Annotated in this window: 15 protein-coding genes; 2 read left to right on the forward strand and 13 right to left on the reverse strand. The window is 46.4% G+C overall.

All coding sequences use genetic code 11. From position 1 onward, the window contains the following. Positions 1 to 587 precede the first annotated feature (587 nt). The 5 genes from ACUUHJ_RS17395 to ACUUHJ_RS17415 form a co-directional block, all read right to left on the reverse strand. Positions 588 to 1,268 (reverse strand): metallophosphoesterase family protein, encoded by a 681-nt coding sequence (locus tag ACUUHJ_RS17395; protein WP_472299494.1) that lies wholly within the window; start codon positions 1,266 to 1,268, stop codon positions 588 to 590. A 149-nt stretch (positions 1,269 to 1,417) separates the two neighbouring features. Continuing rightward, positions 1,418 to 2,065: a nitroreductase family protein gene (locus tag ACUUHJ_RS17400; RefSeq protein WP_015891551.1), complete on the reverse strand. Its 648-nt coding sequence runs from the start codon at positions 2,063 to 2,065 to the stop codon at positions 1,418 to 1,420. Between the two features lie 191 nt (positions 2,066 to 2,256). Further along, positions 2,257 to 2,577, reverse strand: coding sequence for a hypothetical protein (locus ACUUHJ_RS17405; RefSeq protein WP_016743487.1), 321 nt, complete (start codon positions 2,575 to 2,577; stop codon positions 2,257 to 2,259). A gap of 16 nt (positions 2,578 to 2,593) precedes the next feature. Continuing rightward, entirely contained in the window at positions 2,594 to 5,137 is a 2,544-nt protein-coding gene (parC, locus tag ACUUHJ_RS17410; protein WP_472299495.1) for a DNA topoisomerase IV subunit A, read from the reverse strand. Positions 5,138 to 5,139: 2 nt separating this feature from the next. After that, positions 5,140 to 7,110, reverse strand: a complete 1,971-nt coding sequence (locus tag ACUUHJ_RS17415; protein WP_289673282.1) for a DNA gyrase/topoisomerase IV subunit B — start codon at positions 7,108 to 7,110, stop codon at positions 5,140 to 5,142. Positions 7,111 to 7,607: 497 nt separating this feature from the next. Here ACUUHJ_RS17415 and ACUUHJ_RS17420 point away from each other — a divergent pair, with 497 nt between their 5' ends. After that, positions 7,608 to 7,985, forward strand: a complete 378-nt coding sequence (locus ACUUHJ_RS17420) for a YflT domain-containing protein (protein ID WP_016743484.1) — start codon at positions 7,608 to 7,610, stop codon at positions 7,983 to 7,985. Between the two features lie 68 nt (positions 7,986 to 8,053). On the opposite strand, the gene ACUUHJ_RS17425 is transcribed toward ACUUHJ_RS17420, so the two are convergent. The 8 genes from ACUUHJ_RS17425 to ACUUHJ_RS17460 form a co-directional block, all read right to left on the reverse strand. Continuing rightward, positions 8,054 to 8,353 carry a DUF1292 domain-containing protein gene (locus ACUUHJ_RS17425; RefSeq protein ID WP_007718819.1) on the reverse strand — a complete coding sequence of 100 codons (300 nt, stop codon included), beginning with the start codon at positions 8,351 to 8,353 and terminating at the stop codon, positions 8,054 to 8,056. Between the two features lie 139 nt (positions 8,354 to 8,492). Then, a complete protein-coding gene (locus ACUUHJ_RS17430; protein ID WP_016743483.1) occupies positions 8,493 to 8,705 on the reverse strand; it encodes a hypothetical protein in 213 nt (70 codons plus the stop codon). After that, complete coding sequence (locus ACUUHJ_RS17435; protein ID WP_289673288.1) at positions 8,695 to 9,561, reverse strand: ABC transporter permease; 867 nt, start codon at positions 9,559 to 9,561, stop codon at positions 8,695 to 8,697. The genes ACUUHJ_RS17430 and ACUUHJ_RS17435 overlap by 11 nt, the downstream gene beginning before the upstream one ends. Beyond that, positions 9,558 to 10,490 (reverse strand): ABC transporter ATP-binding protein, encoded by a 933-nt coding sequence (locus ACUUHJ_RS17440; protein WP_064199165.1) that lies wholly within the window; start codon positions 10,488 to 10,490, stop codon positions 9,558 to 9,560. The genes ACUUHJ_RS17435 and ACUUHJ_RS17440 overlap by 4 nt, the downstream gene beginning before the upstream one ends. Beyond that, a complete protein-coding gene (locus ACUUHJ_RS17445) occupies positions 10,484 to 12,712 on the reverse strand; it encodes a hypothetical protein (RefSeq protein ID WP_472299496.1) in 2,229 nt (742 codons plus the stop codon). Before ACUUHJ_RS17445 ends, ACUUHJ_RS17440 begins: the two co-directional genes overlap by 7 nt. A 14-nt stretch (positions 12,713 to 12,726) precedes the next feature. Further along, on the reverse strand, positions 12,727 to 13,803 hold the full coding sequence (locus ACUUHJ_RS17450) for a TolB family protein (protein WP_472299497.1): 1,077 nt from the start codon (positions 13,801 to 13,803) through the stop codon (positions 12,727 to 12,729). Beyond that, the gene (locus ACUUHJ_RS17455) at positions 13,800 to 14,354 is read right to left on the reverse strand and encodes an RNA polymerase sigma factor (RefSeq protein WP_015891561.1); all 555 of its coding nucleotides are present in this window, start codon (positions 14,352 to 14,354) and stop codon (positions 13,800 to 13,802) included. Before ACUUHJ_RS17455 ends, ACUUHJ_RS17450 begins: the two co-directional genes overlap by 4 nt. A 137-nt stretch (positions 14,355 to 14,491) precedes the next feature. Beyond that, positions 14,492 to 15,649 carry a trans-sulfuration enzyme family protein gene (locus ACUUHJ_RS17460; RefSeq protein ID WP_472299498.1) on the reverse strand — a complete coding sequence of 386 codons (1,158 nt, stop codon included), beginning with the start codon at positions 15,647 to 15,649 and terminating at the stop codon, positions 14,492 to 14,494. 126 nt (positions 15,650 to 15,775) lie between these two features. On the opposite strand from ACUUHJ_RS17460, the gene ACUUHJ_RS17465 reads away from it, so the two are divergent. Continuing rightward, positions 15,776 to 16,471: a peptidylprolyl isomerase gene (locus tag ACUUHJ_RS17465; protein ID WP_472299499.1), complete on the forward strand. Its 696-nt coding sequence runs from the start codon at positions 15,776 to 15,778 to the stop codon at positions 16,469 to 16,471. The last annotated feature ends 160 nt before the right edge of the window (positions 16,472 to 16,631 follow it).

The following is a 16,631-nucleotide window of genomic DNA, read 5'->3' on the forward strand; positions in this document are numbered from 1 at the left end:
GAAAAAAATAGTTTTTCGTTCTGAATATTAGGAACCTTTGTCCAGAAACGATAGCCCCACTTACCCGGAAGAAAAAGCTCAGCCGCTTCTTTTTCTTTCAGCACTTTGGAATGCAACGACCAGATAAAAAAGTTTTACTTATATTCCCTTTAATTGCTTTTACTTGAAGTGTTAAACTGTAAGAAACCATCCGCCATAATGAGATGGGTGATTCTTACCTTTTCCATGAATGAATGTATCGATCAATGATTTTTTTTAAATGGCTGGTACTTTTGTCTTCTCTAGTAGTGGAATAAGGGCGACGATTAGTTTAACGGTCACGTTTTAGTGAGTATAGCAGGGGAAATTGGTCATTAATTTGCAAATATTCACGTGGGCTAATATGATAGAAAACAATAAGAATATGAGTGAGTTGGGAATATTTTACTATCCCAAATATTAGAAGACAAGCCTTTAATTATTAATTTTTGCAATTTATTTAAATAAAATTCATTACAATATTACTCTTAACTTATCTTGACGCCTATCAAAAAAGGCTTTCACCCGCTCTTTTAAAGAGAAGTGAAAGCCCTTTTGTTTTTGTTCTATTACTCTACCGAGTAGACCTTTCGGCTGGGAAGCTCCAAGCAATGCAGACGGCCGCCATATACGGCACCTCCGTCAATGCCGATGATTTTATTTTCTCCGTAAAACACATCATGTTTACCGTGCAAATAATTGGTTGGTGTGTGACCAAAAATAACGGTCTTCTCACCCTGGTAGCCTTTATGGAACTCATCACGTATCCACATCAGGAGATACGGGTCAGTCTCTGCAACTGGAGTCTCGGGATGGACACCCCCGTGAACAAAAATATAATCATCGGTTTCATAATAGCAGTCCAAGCCAGCCAAAAATTCCAGATGCTCATTGACTGAAGCAGTAATTTCCAATGTCTCAGGTGCACCAGATTCCGTATCTGCTGCGTCATGACCATAGCTCGCCAACGTCTTTTGTGCGCCGTTTCGGAACCATCGTTCGATAAAGACTGGGTCTTGCTCGAATGATTTAACCATCATATGATCATGGTTGCCCATCAACACAATTGCCCCTTCTGCATGGAGCTGTTTTACCTTTTCGACGACCCCCTTCGACTCTGGTCCACGGTCTATGTAATCACCTAGCAGGATCAATTGATCGTTTTTTGGATCGTACTGAACTTGCTCTATCAACGATTCCAGTTTCTCCAGTTCCCCATGAATATCGCTGATTGCCAACAATCTTTTCATCCTGCACCCTTCTTTCGCTGTCTTGTCTTTCTATTGTACGCCCCATTTGACCTGATTACCAGCATGTCAGCCCGTAGACAGCTTGTAAACGTGAAAAAAGCCCAGGCCCAAAAATCAGAGTAGGCCAAGGCTATTCCATTTCTTCATGCTTATTTATTCGGCATCTCATTCCAGAACGTAATCTCTTCTACGTCCAGACGAGTAGTCGGATGACCAGGCTCTGCGGCTTTACCAACTGCAATCAGCATGACCGTTTCATATTGATCCGGGATTTGGAAAGCTTCCTTGAATTTCTCGCTGTTGTAGCCTCCCATTGGCACCGTGTCATACCCTCTTGCCTTGGCAACGAGCATCAATTGCATCGAGACGAGACCTCCGTCTACCAAAGCAATTTCCTTGATGATTGCTCGATCCCGATTTTCATAACGCTTGTTGATGTTGTCGATGAGTGTAGCTTTTACTTCCTCTGTCATGTAGCCTGCTTCTACCGCTTTTTTGTAAATGCTCCCGGCTTGCTTGTAGCCCTCATAATCAGCTAGAACTGCAATGATCGCCGCAGCCTCTACCACCTGCTTTTGGTTAAATGCGATGGGGAGCAGCTTCTCTTTCAATGGCTGTTCATCGATAATCAAAAACCGCCATGGCTGGAGGTTAGAGCTGGAAGGTGCCAAGGTTGCTTCCTTCAACATTTCTTTTAATTCATCCCGCGAGATTTTTGCTGTTGGATCGTAATGACGTACGGAACGACGCTCCCGAATGACGTCCTTAAAAGCCTTTTGATCGATGACTTTTTCCATGATTCCATCCCCCAGTGGTAAGGTTGCTGTTTAGTAAGTTACTAACTTTATTGCGCAATAACTCGTGTTCAAACTGTACCACATATTCCAATTCACTGGCAATCTTTTTGTATGCAAAAAACGCTTTGGCGAATCACTCACATCCTGTCATGGATGCAAGCGCGTCACCAAAGCGTTTAGTCGATTATTTGTTAAACCGGAGAAAAGGCGGATAGAACGGCTGGCTGTCTCACAGTGTCTCCATTCGGGAGCTCGACAACGAGAAAGCCACTCGCTTCGTCCCCAGCTGTTTCCCATCTCAATGAAAAAGCTTTGCGGCTAAATGCTTCCTCTTCGTCCAAACAACCAAGCATCGACTTCAATGTGTCTGACGTAATCGGCACAGGCACAGCTGCTCCTTGCTCTTGTGGAAGAGAGAGCAGTTTTGGCGCGTCTTCGAAATACTGCACAGTATCGAGGAGCAGAGACACCTGCTGCCAGCTTAGCGGTGAAACAAAGGCTTCAAACGCCATCTATTCATCATTCCTTTTATTTACGATGATCTCCATCGAACAAATTAGCCTGGACATTCGACGTTTTCTGTTGTCCTGCTGTGCCAGATCCGTCTCCTGAGCCTTTTGCTGTCGTTTCGTCCTTCGGTTCATCTGTCGGCAAAATGGTTTCAAAAGCAACTGCTTTTACCCCACCCTCGATCAGTTGTCGGCCAATACCACCTTGCTCGTTGACGATCACTTGCTCTGTCTCAACAAGGGTCCATTCGTTCTGCGACGTCCAGGCATAAACCGTTTCCTCGAGGAACATCGCAACAAGCTCATGCGGATTATTTTTTCGTTTACGAATCAACTGTACCCCTTTGCCCGCGCGAGCCTGGAGTGGGATTGTTGCAATGGCTGTGCGTTTTACAACCCCTTCAGCCGCCAACAAGCTAAAGGCACGAGAATCGACTTCTTCAATCGGAAGCATTGTGATGACATCATCGCCAGGAGCAAGTGCGATTGCTTTTACCCCGCTCGACGCTCTACCCGTTGCGCTGACTTCGCTGCGCTGGAATCGGATGCCCATGCCATCTTTTGTCGCACCGAGTATCGCCCCAGCTTCATCAGCCACAAATACATTCATAAACTCGTCATCGTCGCCTTTTAGCTTTGCAGCTACCAACGCACTCGAACGATTGGTTTCGTATTCGGACAAGGCCGTCTTTTTCATCAAACCATTTTTACTTACATGGTATACATACAGCGGTTGTTTGAAGTTTTCTACGATCGTAAAGCCAACGATCCGCTGATTCTTCTCCAACGGGATGATATTGACGAGAGCCGAACCGATATCCTTCCACTTATCGTCAGGGAAGGCGTTAACCAGTGTGGCGAAGTATTTACCGTCCTGGGTAAAGAAGAGAGCAGTGTGAGACGTATTCGTCTCCATGAAATAACGGACACGGTCGCCTTCTTTTACCCCACATGTCTCCAGCGTTCCCCCCACTGATTTGAAGGAGCGCGGGCTCGTCCGCTTGATATATCCTTCGTTTGTCAGGGTTACGATGCAATCCTCTGCATTGATTTGCATGGCAATATCGATTTTGATTTCCTCGATCTCGCCCTGGATTTCTGTCAGACGCTCTTCTGCGTATTTTTTCTTGATCTCGTTCAGCTCGCCTGTAATGACTTGAATCAGCTTTTTCTCGCTTGCCAAAATCGATTTCAGTTCCTCGATTTCTTTTGCCAATGTAGCCAATTCTTTTTCCAGCTTGACGATATCCAAACGTGTCAAAGAAGCGAGCTGAATGCTCAAGATCGCATCGGCTTGGTTGTCGGTGAAGCCGTATTTCTCCATGATATTTTTCTTGGCATCTGCACGGTCTTCCGAATCCATAATCGTATCGACGATCTGACGCAAAATAGACTTGGCACGAATCAAGCCTTCTACAATATGCTCGCGGCTTTGCTTTCGATCCAGATCATATTGGCAGCGATTTGTGACGACTTCTTTTTGGTGGTCGATGTACGCCCCCAACAAAGCCTTGAGTCCCATCTGACGGATGGTCCCCTCATGAATCACGTTCATGTTGTAATTGTAATAGATTTGCAGATCGGTATTTTTGTACAGGTAGTTGAGAATCGCCTGCTCATCCGCTTCCTTGCGAATATCCACTACGATGCGGACTTTTTTCTGCTCGGCCTCTTTGCGACCAGTTTCATCGCGAACCGCCAGTGCCCCCTCGATTTTGCGCTCCATTACAAGCTCATCGATTTGGCCAACGAGCTTTGACTTGACCACTTCGTATGGGATTTCGGAAACGACGATTTTTTTGATCTTGCCGCCTTTTGGCTCCTCTACATGGGTCTTCCCGCGAATGATGAATTGGCCACGGCCTGTCTCAAACGCCTTGCGAATTCCGGACAGCCCTTGAACAATACCGCCTGTCGGAAAATCTGGACCTTTGACGTGCTGCATCAGCTCATCCAGCGAGATATTCGGGTTCTTCATCTGGGCCACAGCCGCATCGATGACTTCACCCAAATTGTGAGTAGGGATGTCCGTTGCAAAACCAACCGCGATCCCGGCAGCGCCATTCACGAGAAGATTGGGAAACCGTGAAGGCAATACTGCCGGTTGTTGAGCGGAGTTGTCGTAGTTCGGGATGAATGTAACCGTATCCTTTTCAATATCACGCAGTAGCTCATTGGCCAATGCTGACAGTCTGGATTCGGTATAACGCATAGCGGCTGGCGGGTCTGCATCCAAGCTACCAAAGTTTCCGTGGCCTTGAATGAGCACCTGGCGCATTTTCCACCACTGCGCCATCCGCACCATCGTTTCGTAAATCGCCGAGTCACCGTGCGGGTGATAGGTACCCATCACGTACCCGACTGTTTTCGCTGATTTCCGGTATGGTTTATCGTTCGTGTTGCCTTCTTGGTACATGGCATACAAAATACGGCGCTGTACCGGTTTTAGTCCATCGCGAGCATCTGGGATCGCGCGTGAGAGAATAACCAGATTGGCATAGTCCCCAAAGCGCTTTCCCATAATCTCCGCGAAGCTCTGATTAATAATTTGATTGGACAGCATGCTTATTCATCCTCCCCCACTTCAAAGGTGACGTGGTTCTCAATCCACTCACGCCGTGGTGGGACTTTGTCACCCATCAAAACGGTTACCAGCTTCTCACAGTGAGCGAGGTCTTCCAGTTCAACCTTAATGAGCTTGCGCGTCTCAGGGTCCATGGTTGTTTCCCATAGCTGATCGGCATTCATCTCACCCAAACCTTTGTAGCGCTGTACTTCAGCACCGCGTCCAACCTTTTTCAACGCCTGTTCCAGCTCGTAATCACTCCAACAGTAGATCGCCTCTGTTTGCTTGCCCTTGCTCTGCTTTTTCACCTGATACAAAGGCGGTTGCGCAATATACAAGTGACCAGCAGCAATCATCGGGCGCATGTAGCGGAAGAAGAAGGTCAAGAGCAGCGTTTGAATGTGCGAGCCGTCAACGTCCGCGTCAGACATGATGATGACTTTATCAAATGCACAGTTTTCGATGGAAAACTCTTCGCCAATATCGGTTTCAAGTACCTCGAGGATCGTACGGAACTCTTCATTCGCCAATACCTCGGATAGCTTTGCTTTTTCCGTGTTCAACGGCTTCCCACGCAGGCTGAACAAAGCTTGGAACTCTGAATTACGCGCCTGCTTTGCAGAGCCACCTGCGGAATCCCCCTCGACGAGGAAGAGCTCATTGCGTTTGGAGTCTCTGTATTGCGGCGGAGTGAACTTTTCCGAAATCGATTTGCGCTTTTTCGCGGTTTTGCCTTTCTTGTCGCCGCGCAGGGCTTCGCGTTGTTTGCGTAGCTCTTCGCGAATTTCAGCAGAACGCAATGCCTTGTCAATCAGCAGCTTGCCTATTTCCGGATTTTCCTCGAGGAAGAAGCCCAGCTTTTCGGAAACAATCTGTTCTACGATTGCCCGTGCTTCTTCGTTCCCCAGCTTGTCTTTTGTTTGGGACTCAAACTGGACGTCAGCCATTTGCAATGACAATACACCGAGGAAACCTTCCCGCAAATCGTTTCCAGTCAAGTTTGGGTCCTTTTCTTTCAAGTACCCTTTTTTCCGGGCAAATTCGTTAAAAATCCGGGTCGTACCGTTGCGGAAGCCCGTGACATGTGTTCCGCCATCCGTTGTTACAATCGAGTTGACATAGGACACCAGTGTCTCTGCATAGCCGTCATTGTACTGAAAAGCCAGCTCGACATAGATATTGTCCTTTTCCCCTTCGAAGTAAACGATCGGATGGAGCGAATTTTTTCCTTCGTTCAAGTAAGATACGTATGATTTCAAGCCATCTTCGAAGTAAAACTCTTCCCGTTTCTTTTCAGGCCCACGTTCGTCAATCAAAACCATGCGCAGCTTTTTCAGAAGGAATGCCGTCTCACGAAAACGATCACGAATCGTCTCATAGTCAAAGCGAGCATTGCCAAACACCGCATCATCCGGCAAAAAACGTACCGTTGTTCCTGTGCGTTTGGTGTTCCCCGTGACTTCAAGACCGGTAACCGGTTTACCGACATGCTCCGTTCCATTTGCATCCACAACATATTCAAAGCGCTGCTTATGAATTTTGCCTTCGCGGTGGATTTCGACCTCAAGCCATTTGGACAAGGCCACAACGACACTGGAGCCTACCCCGTGCAAGCCACCACTTTTTTTATATCCGCCACCGCCGAATTTACCACCGGCATGGAGTGTCGTAAAAATAACTTCTGGTACAGGTCGGCCAGTCTTGTGCATACCCGTTGGAATTCCGCGTCCATGGTCCTCTACGCTTACACTGCCATCCTTGTACAAAGTGACAATGATGCTATCATTAACGCCTGCAAGCGCCTCGTCTTTGGCGTTATCTACAATTTCCCACAGCAGATGATGCAGGCCACGCGAGCCCGTGGAGCCTATGTACATTCCAGGCCGCTTTCGAACAGCAATCAAGCCTTCTAAGACCTGAATATCTTCTTCCGTATACGTTAATGTTTGCTGTGTTTCTGTTTCCTTCAATCGCGCTCTCCCCTCTACTCTTCGGACACGTAGAAAAACGATCATGCCTTTTTTACTGATGGCTAGCGTCGTATTCACCTTTTTTGAAAAACGCCGAGATGATTCAATCCCCACGAGAGGAACGTTTTCCTAATAAAAGCGAACACTTAATCGCTATTGTACCGTATGGTTCCCATAGTATTCAACGCTAGTAGCAAAATGGGGCAAAAAAGCCACCTCGCCCCTAGCGAGATGGCCGATTCTTCTCAGTATTCCTCGTTTCTCATTCGTTCTGTACATGACAAGCATATTCCATTAATTAGTGTAGCACTAATGGTGAAGATTGGTCAAAATGAAAAACCAAAACATTTGTTTCCCTTTCTCTATTTCTTCCCCCACAGCGTAAATCCTGCTACGATCAAGGAAAATATGCCTCAGGTATTTCCATTCATTCGCTCATAAGCTTTGGACATCCTAGTAAGGCATCGATTCCTGAGGCGAAAAAGGGGGGAATACTTTTGATCAGTGCTACCAAGCCGTTTGTCAAATTCCATAAGTATGATGCTGAGCTAGCTTCTGACGTTCATGCGTTAAATTCTGCCGGATACAATAGTGATGATATCTGGGTTTTGAAATGGAATCCTGATAAAAATCACTCTAATCAACGAAACAATTTTTATAAATACAGCACCCATTTTGAAAGTGCCGTCGGTCACATTGACAGCATGGCGCATTTCTTTGACAATGGCGGTAAAGAACTCCGTACCCGTCTCGAAAAGCTAGGTCTTACGAAAGACGAATGCTCGGCATTGGTTCGGGAACTGCAAGATACCGACTATACATGCCTTCTCGTTGTACGAGACCTTAAGGATAACATTATTAAAATGAATGACTGATCGGCTGCAAGAAAAAGCCACTGCTTGGTTTCTAACGCCAGCAGTGGCTTGGTTCATTCCTATCGGGATTACTTGTCTTCTTTGATCAGTTCGATGCCTTCCAGCACTTCGTTCAGCTTCGCGTAAACAGTGCTCTCCTCGTCCTCTTCCAATGGTACCATTTCGCCGCCGTCCACTTGGAATACGAAGATATCCACTTCTTCATCTTCTTCGCTTTCTTCATCTTCCACAGCTTCAGCCAAGGCAATATATTCTTTACCGTTCAGGTCGAACATAGCCAATACTTCGAAATCCCCCAACGGTTCACCATTTTCATCGTCCAATGTAATGATATCGCCCAACTCGAGGTCTTTGTTCTCTTCTGTCAATGTGTTCACGTCCTTATGCTGATATTCGTACTCTGTTCCATTATACCGTTTTTTTCCGGGAGAAGCAAACAGGCGAATAGGTCTGCGCCTTTCCTGTCACTGAAAAACAACCTACCACTTGAGGCAGGTTGTTAGCTGATTACTCACTATACTCTTCAAGAACACCTTTTTCAAGCAAAAATGCTTCTTCTGCTTGAAGAATCGTCACGATCGCTTCGCGTTTGACATACATGCCAGCGGATGCCAGACGGCTCTCAATCGCACGAAGCAGTTCTTCAAAATCAATGATCTGCACTTGTTGATCGCTCACAAAAAAACCTCCCTTTTCCCACGCACCTTTTTCATTGTACACGAACAGGTCGTTTCTTCCAACTCCACCATTTTCGGCGAATTGGTTTTAACAAATAAGCGCTCCAGATGACGAGCACAAAAGAAAGAATCACGTACACACATGAGAAAAACAACCACGGTGCAAAAGTGATGTCATCGGAATGATCGAACGACTCGCCTAAAATATCGAACAACACGATGATAGGGTTTATCCCTGCCAACATCTGTAGCTCATACATGCTCCATACATTCGAATTGACGTACCGTTCCGGATGCGCCTGTTGCAAGGACTCACCGATAAAAAAGAACAGCAAGCCAGTACCTACCACAAAAAAGAAGGCAATACCGTATGTGGTGACCGTCGAGATCGACGTTCGTTTAATCCAAGTAGAACAGAACAACCCCAGCGACCCGAGAAAAAACATATTCACCGCGAGAAAAAGGACAAGCTGGGCCATTTGTTCCGGGGAGACGCTTCCGTACAGCATCACGATACTGTACAAAGGCATCGAGGCAACCAACAGTAGCGTAGAGAACGCCAAAGACGTAATGAGCTTGCTTAAAATAATCGTGCGCGTCGACAATTGGGTCGTCAGCAAAATATGCAAGGTCTGGCGTTCTCTCTCCCCACTGATCGCTCCAGCAGTCAGGGCAGGTGCCACAAAGCAAACCATCGCGTAGTGTATCCCCGCAGATATCAGAAAAAGATCCCGGTTATCCCCTAACGATTCGGCCTTTAAGGGGTCCATGAGCAAAAAGCCCATCGGTATTCCCCCCATGACAAATAAGTAAATCGCTAAAATGAGCATGGTCTTTCTCGAGCGGAATCTTTCCCGCATTTCTTTTACCAAAAGAGGATTGAACAAGAAGTCGCTCACTCCATACCGACTCCTTCCGTAATCGCTAAGAAGACGTCTTCTAAATCTTTCTTGGAATCACCATAGTAGACGACTGCGACCTGCTCATCCAGCAGTTCTTGAAGCAATTCAGCTTTTTGTTGCTCTGTCCCTTGAAAGTAGAAGCGAAAGCCTCCCATATAATCCGTCAATTGATGCACATACGGAGAGCTCGCTAATAGAAGTCCTGCTTTGTCCAAGTTCCGCAAGGCTCTTAGTTGCATACGGCTTTGGCCTGTATCCCGATTACTGACCTCGTGCACGGAGCCATACGCAATTAATCTGCCTTTTTCAATGACACCAATATCATCACACAGCTCGGCTAGCTCCGGCAAAACATGGGAGCTGATAATAATTGTCTTACCCATTTCGCGTAGTTGCTTCATAATTTCGCGCAATTCGATACGAGCACGCGGATCCAGTCCTGACGCCGGTTCATCCAAAATCAGCACGGCCGGATCATGTACGAGACAACGTGCTAACCCTAGACGCTGTTGCATACCTCGAGATAAAGAGTCGACGAAAGCGTCTGCTTTGTGAGACAAATTCACTAGTTCTAAAAGATCACTTACGAGTGCCCGTCTTTTGGAAGCAGGAATTTTGTACGCTCCGGCATAAAACTCCAAATACTCCACTGCTGTCAAATTGTCATATACACCAAAAAAATCGGGCATATATCCCACGGACTGGCGCACACTGGCAGGGTCTTTTCGTACATTGTAGCCACAGACAAACGCTTCCCCTTCACTCTGTTCCAGAAGGGTAGACAAGATGAGCATCGTAGTAGATTTTCCAGCGCCATTTGGACCAATAAAGCCAAACACCTTTCCTGGTTCGATGGAAAGGTTCAAATCCGTCAACGCTTGCAAATTGCCGTATCTCTTTCCTAAATGAACGGTTTCGATTACCATTTCCGCACCCCCTCTACCTGGAAAATTGGCTCTGGTAGAGCTAATCGTGACGTTCCATTATGGGAAAAACGAAGCAATAACGATTGATTTGGCGTTAACACTTGTTGGAGTTCTTTGTCGAGGACAAGTCTCGTCCCACGCTCAACAGGTATCCACCTACCACTCTTTTGGTGGAAGTATTCTATCCGGAAAGGCTTAAATGAACTGTGATTCAGTGGTACCGTAATTCGCTTCATATTGATCGCGGCTTTGTCTGCACGCAGCTCAAACGTAATGCTGCCCTTTCCAATCTGCCAAATGTATCCAGCACTATCGAAGTCCCCTGTCGTTTCATACATCTCTGCATCAAGCAAACCATAAGGAAAAGTCACGATGCCTTGTTCATTCGGCTGGAATTGAATTGGCTGCTGAATCACATTCCAGTAATGTGCTTGGTGAGGCACCTGCATTGTCATCAGAGGAAGAGGCTCTGTCGTTGTACCGATGATACTTACCTGATTTCCTTCTTCATACTCAACGACTCTTTCCCTCATTTCTTTGATTCGCTCTTCCAACGTTTGCAATTCGTTTGATGCTTGTGGTTTTCTTGGCATAAACAGGGGCTCAAGCACACTGTCAATCTGCTTTTCTTCTCCCTTTTTCAAAGGCCCAAGAGGAATTCGCTGAAAACCAATTTCAATATAAGTTTGATCGTAGGCAAACTCCGTATTGTTTTTCACGTGCCCTTGCACACGATTCTCATTGATTCGCAAGAAAGCATCAAAAGCCCCCATGTCGTGCTTAACCCCGATACCGATTGCCTGTTTCGGTGTCAAATAGGGTAGATTACGGAAAGAGAGAAGCTCTTCGCCATTCATTAGTCCCTCTGGTCGATAATCATTTCGTCCTACTGTCAAGGGCAGAGCAACGATCGAAGGTTCAAGCTGAACATCATAGTCGTTCTGATCCACCCCTAGAAACGTTGCGGCTGAGCGAACATGAGCCAAAGACTCATCTAATATATCGATCTTGGTGACGGCGTAGCTAGTACTCGTTTTCACAACAGCAGGCTTTCCAATCGCGAATATAGCGACGGTCAAGAAAATTCCTCCCAACGGGATGACTCCCCACGCCCATTCAGGTTTTCTCATTCTTCTTAGAATGAAGTATGTCAATGGTGCGAGTACAATGACGTATCCGCCCCATAACGCCACCATCCAGGTTGGCGGAGGAGTTTGCACTTCAGGAATCTTCTTGCTCAAGTCTAGAAAAGGCCGGGTCATTTGATCCATATAAAGCTTCTCTTCAAAAATCTTCTTTGCGCCATGCTGGGTCATTGCATTCTGCCACAGTTGTGGATTGAATTGCCACGATGCCAACGGCTCTGCTGTCACATCATAGTTGACAAATAGTAGCAACCCTCTGCCGTATGGTTTTGACACAAATAAGGGCAAGTCACGGTTGTATACACCAATACTGCCTTTTGGCGCAACTTTTGCAATGTCATACTCACTAAGTGCTTGCTGCAGATCGATATTACCAGCTTTTCCGGCTTCCACAGGGAGAATATCAGCAAACCGCTGGATCATCCCATCTTGATTGGGACCTGCGGAAACAACTACGATCCCTCCCAGCTGGATCCACTCCTTGATCGCAGCCATCTGCTGATCATTTATTGTGGAGCCACTATTGCCTGCCAGCGCTAACATGTCTATGTTTTCGTAAATCCATGATTGGTCAGGTAACATTTGTTCCGTGAGATTTTGTACGGACAAGGGACGATTCATTTTGGATTGAGACTGATTGACGGCAAGGAAATGAAACGCATTGCCCTCCTCGCTAATCACCCCAATTGTGCGTCCGTCTGTTGGATATGAGATACGCAGCTTTTCACTTTTGACAACTTGACCGTTTTGCGTAACCTGAACGTACCAATCATCGAGCAATATTTGGGAAGGCATATCAAAGTATACGGTTGTACTCTTTCCTTGCTCGAGCTTTATCGGACGCCGAAGTTTCAATTCATTATTTTTTTTGACTTGTCGCTGCGATAACTCTACAGATCCTGTGAAATCCTTTTCCTGGCTGGTTACCTTTACGTTTAGTCTCATCCATGATTCATATTTGACGATTCCACTTAAGGGTATTTCGAATTGTATGTCTACGTTGCTCTCTGCCATAGCTGGGCGTATCGAAAAGCTAAGCCATGTGATGACAAAGATTAACACCCATTTCCATCTCATGCTTGTTCCTCCGCTCATTTTCGTGACGCCAAAGAGATAACCAGTTGTTGCAGTTGATCATGGCGTGAGATAAGCAGTAAATGCTTACCTTTGTTTGCCCAGTTTCCTTTGATCAGCTCTTCCGATGACTGGTTTCGCAATGGTAGCTCGCGTGTCACAAAAGGCTCTACACCCACGTTTACTTCCATCAGCGTTCCATTGGGGTGTGTATAGGTCAATCTCGTATCGGAGCTCCACGATGCCCACTGTCCCACTGCAAGCGAGGTAACTTTCCCTGTTCGCATTTCCATCAGCTGTACTTCACCGGCTTTATTGAAGGCAAGCAAGCTTCCATCTGGTGACCATTCAGGCTGAGAGCCTTCTACAAGCTTCCATTCTTGGAACGAAACTGTGCTGCTCACCCAAATTTCATCGACGCCATTTTTCGAGCGAGTAAAGGCAAGCGAATCATCGTGTTCAGACCAGCTTGGTGAAGAATACACTACTCCTTCTTCTTCCTTCAGCAATCGGCTGCTTCCTATGCTGTAGCTTGTCGGCATCTCCACAATCCATATCCGCGATAATTTTTTATCTTGCTCGACGACAGCGATTTTCTTCCCGGAATTAGACCACGCAACCCCCATGTATTTGCCTTCGGTTGGTGGCAATTTGATCGTGACTGGCTTTAGTTCCGCGTCGATTGGAATGGTTTTCAGCTCTGTATTGTTATGGATATAAGCGAGCTGAGTGGCTTTGCTATCAATATCAACAAGCTCCACGACCGCTTGTGCTGGCAGCGTAAGTACTTCATGCTCTCGAACGGCAAGAGAGGAATTGTTCCACCACACAAATCCGCCTATGGCAAGGATGAGAGCAGCAGCAGCGATTCCGCTCCAAACCAACTTCCCAAGCTTTTTAGGAGCGGCATTTTGAGCCTTTGTCTGTTTGGCTTCGAGATCTTTCATTTTCTGAAGCAATTGTTTTTTCAGGTCTGATTTCAGCTGATAATTGACTGGAACCGATCCGCGCATCTGCTTCAAATGGGCTAGGAGCTGGGTTACGGTCTGATCATCCGATTGATGATCCTGGGGGTGCTTCTCCTCTTCTCTCATTCGGAGTCCCCCCTCTCATACATCTTCTGAAGTTTTTGTAATCCGCGATAAGAAATCATTTTGATACTCGATTCTGTTTTGCCGAGCACCTCAGCTACCTGACTGATTTTGAGGTCAGCAAAGTACCGCAGCATCAACACGTCTCGTTGATCCTGAGACAACAAATCCAGACGATCACGAAGCAGACGAATCTCTTCATTCGTCAGCGCCTGTCGTTCCGGCTGCCATGTGTCGTCCGGCTCTGCTCCTAGAAAATCCTCCTGGTCAACCGGAAACTCCCTGTTTTTCCGCATAAAATCCACATATGTATTGTGAGCAATACGAAAAATCCACGATGCGAAAGGACTTGTTCTGCTATATTGCTCGAATTTTTCTAGCGCTTTTAAAAAGACCACGGTGGTCAAATCATCGGCATCCCACGTACTTTGAACCCGGCATCGTAAATACCGGTTGACGCGATCAAAATATTCGTCATATAGTTCCGTAAATGGACGAGATTCATAATAATCTCCGGATGATGGCCCCGATGGTTGCTTCATAGCCATTCCCATTTGCGTTTTCCTCGGTTTCTTCCAGACTGAAGCATGTTCTCAGAATGGACTTTCTCCACTGCATTCTGAGACTACTCTAACTAAGTAATACGTATTTCTTAGGAAGAAAGTTTCATAATGTGGCAAAGTTTTTTGAATTATTTCCCTAATGCGGCATCTAATGCTATCTGAATGTCTTGAACAGCCTCGATTCCGACCGATAACCGTACCAGTCCCATCGTGATTCCCGTTTCCTTGCGCTGCTCTTCAGAAAAAGCACGGTGAGACGTCGTAACTGGATGAGATACACTCGTCTCCACACCTGCCAGAGACGGAGCCAGCTTGATCCAGTCAAGTGCCCGGTAAAAATTATAAATCTTCGTCTCGTCTGCCAGAGCAAAGGATATCATTGCCCCCTGTTTTTGCCTTAAAAAAAAGAAGGTCTCCGTAGGACTTGGGTAATACACCCGTGCAACTGCAGGATGATCACGAAGAAACCCAGCGATCTGACTGGCATTATCGCATTGACGCTCCATTCTCACTGCCAGTGTTTTCAAACCCCGTGATGTCAACCAAGCCTCAAAAGGACTGAGAGACGCACCGTAGTTGACTACGATCTCGGTAGCACGCTTGATTATCGCCTGTGATCCAACCAAGACACCTGACGTCACATCGCTATGTCCACCTATGTATTTGGTTCCACTGTGCACGACAAGATCTGCTCCGAATGAAACGGGTTGTACCAAATACGGAGTCGCAAACGTATTATCCACCATGACGGTTAAGCCAAGTCTTTTTGCTTCCTTGATCCAGTATGGCAAATCTACAACAGTCAATAGCGGATTGGTGATACTCTCCACGAAAAACAGCCGCGTCGTCGGGCGAACATGATCAGCAAGCTTTGTCGTTTGCCCAAGCTGAATGCATCCAAGCTCGATTCCAAACCGCGACAGCTCCTTATGCAGTAGAGCATAGGTACCCCCATAAATTTCATGGGATGCCAGAACGTGATCGCCAGGGGAAAGAACGGCAAGTAAACCCGCCATGATCGCTCCCATACCGGAGGCAGCACTGACACCTGCCTCGGCGCCTTCTAAAGCTGCAATTGCATGAGCTAGCTCAGCCTGGTTGGGATTTCCATTTCGGGTGTACAAGTATTCACCTTCGCCGCCGTAGTATTGTTCTACTTCTTCCAAGCCTTCGAAAGCAAAAACAGAGGTTTGATAAATCGGTGTCGTTTTGCTCTTTACTCCCTGCAAAGGGTCATGTCCGATATGTACCGTTTTGGTCTCAAATCGCTCTGCCACATTGATCACCCTTTTCTCCCAATCATACCACGCGAGATTGGAAAGGAAACTAGCGGATTGGCAAATGCTCGACGATTTGTGTTATAATTCGAAACCGAACCACCCAACGATAAGATACAAAGGAAGGTGCATAAGATGAGAAAAATGATGACAACTCTGTTCACATGTCTGACGGCAATCGCCTTGGTTACGGGTTGTTCTACAGGAAGCAATCAAGCCGCTCCTAATCAACCGACTACGCCAGCAGAGAAACCAGTATCCAAAGAGCCAGCTAACCCACCGGCTCCAACCGGAGAGAAGAAATACGAGAAGGCTCCGGCTATGCAGATTGACAAAGCAAAAGATTATCAAGCAAAAATCTCTACTTCCATGGGAGACATTACGATCGATCTGTTTGAAAAAGATGCCCCCATTGCTGTCAACAACTTTGTCTTCCTCGCAAAGGACAAGTTCTATGACGGAATTACGTTCCACCGCGTCATCAAAGACTTCATGATTCAAACAGGCGATCCATTGGGATCTGGCATGGGTGGTCCAGGTTACACGTTTGAAGACGAATTGAAAAATGGTCATAAATATGAACCAGGCGTGGTTGCCATGGCGAATTCCGGTAAAAACACAAATGGTAGCCAATTCTTCATTGGTTCTGGACCTGACGTGACAGGATTGGACAACTCTCCGAACTACACGATTTTCGGAAAAGTCACGGGTGGCATGGATGTTGTTCAAAAAATTGCCGGAACAAAAGTAAAGAAAAACCCACAAACGGGTGAACCAAGTGTTCCAGAGCAAACGATTACCATTAAATCCATTGCAATTACAGAAAAATAAGAGCAGCCTGAAGCTGCACACGAAAGCCACTTTCTCAACGGGAAAGTGGCTTTTTGATTGCGGAAACATCAGCTTATGAAAACACTTTCATGAGCGGCGTTGTTTTGTAAATAGTTCTATGGTACCAATTACCTCTTGAACCACTCCGATAAGACCGATA

This window comes from Brevibacillus schisleri (assembly GCF_055685845.1).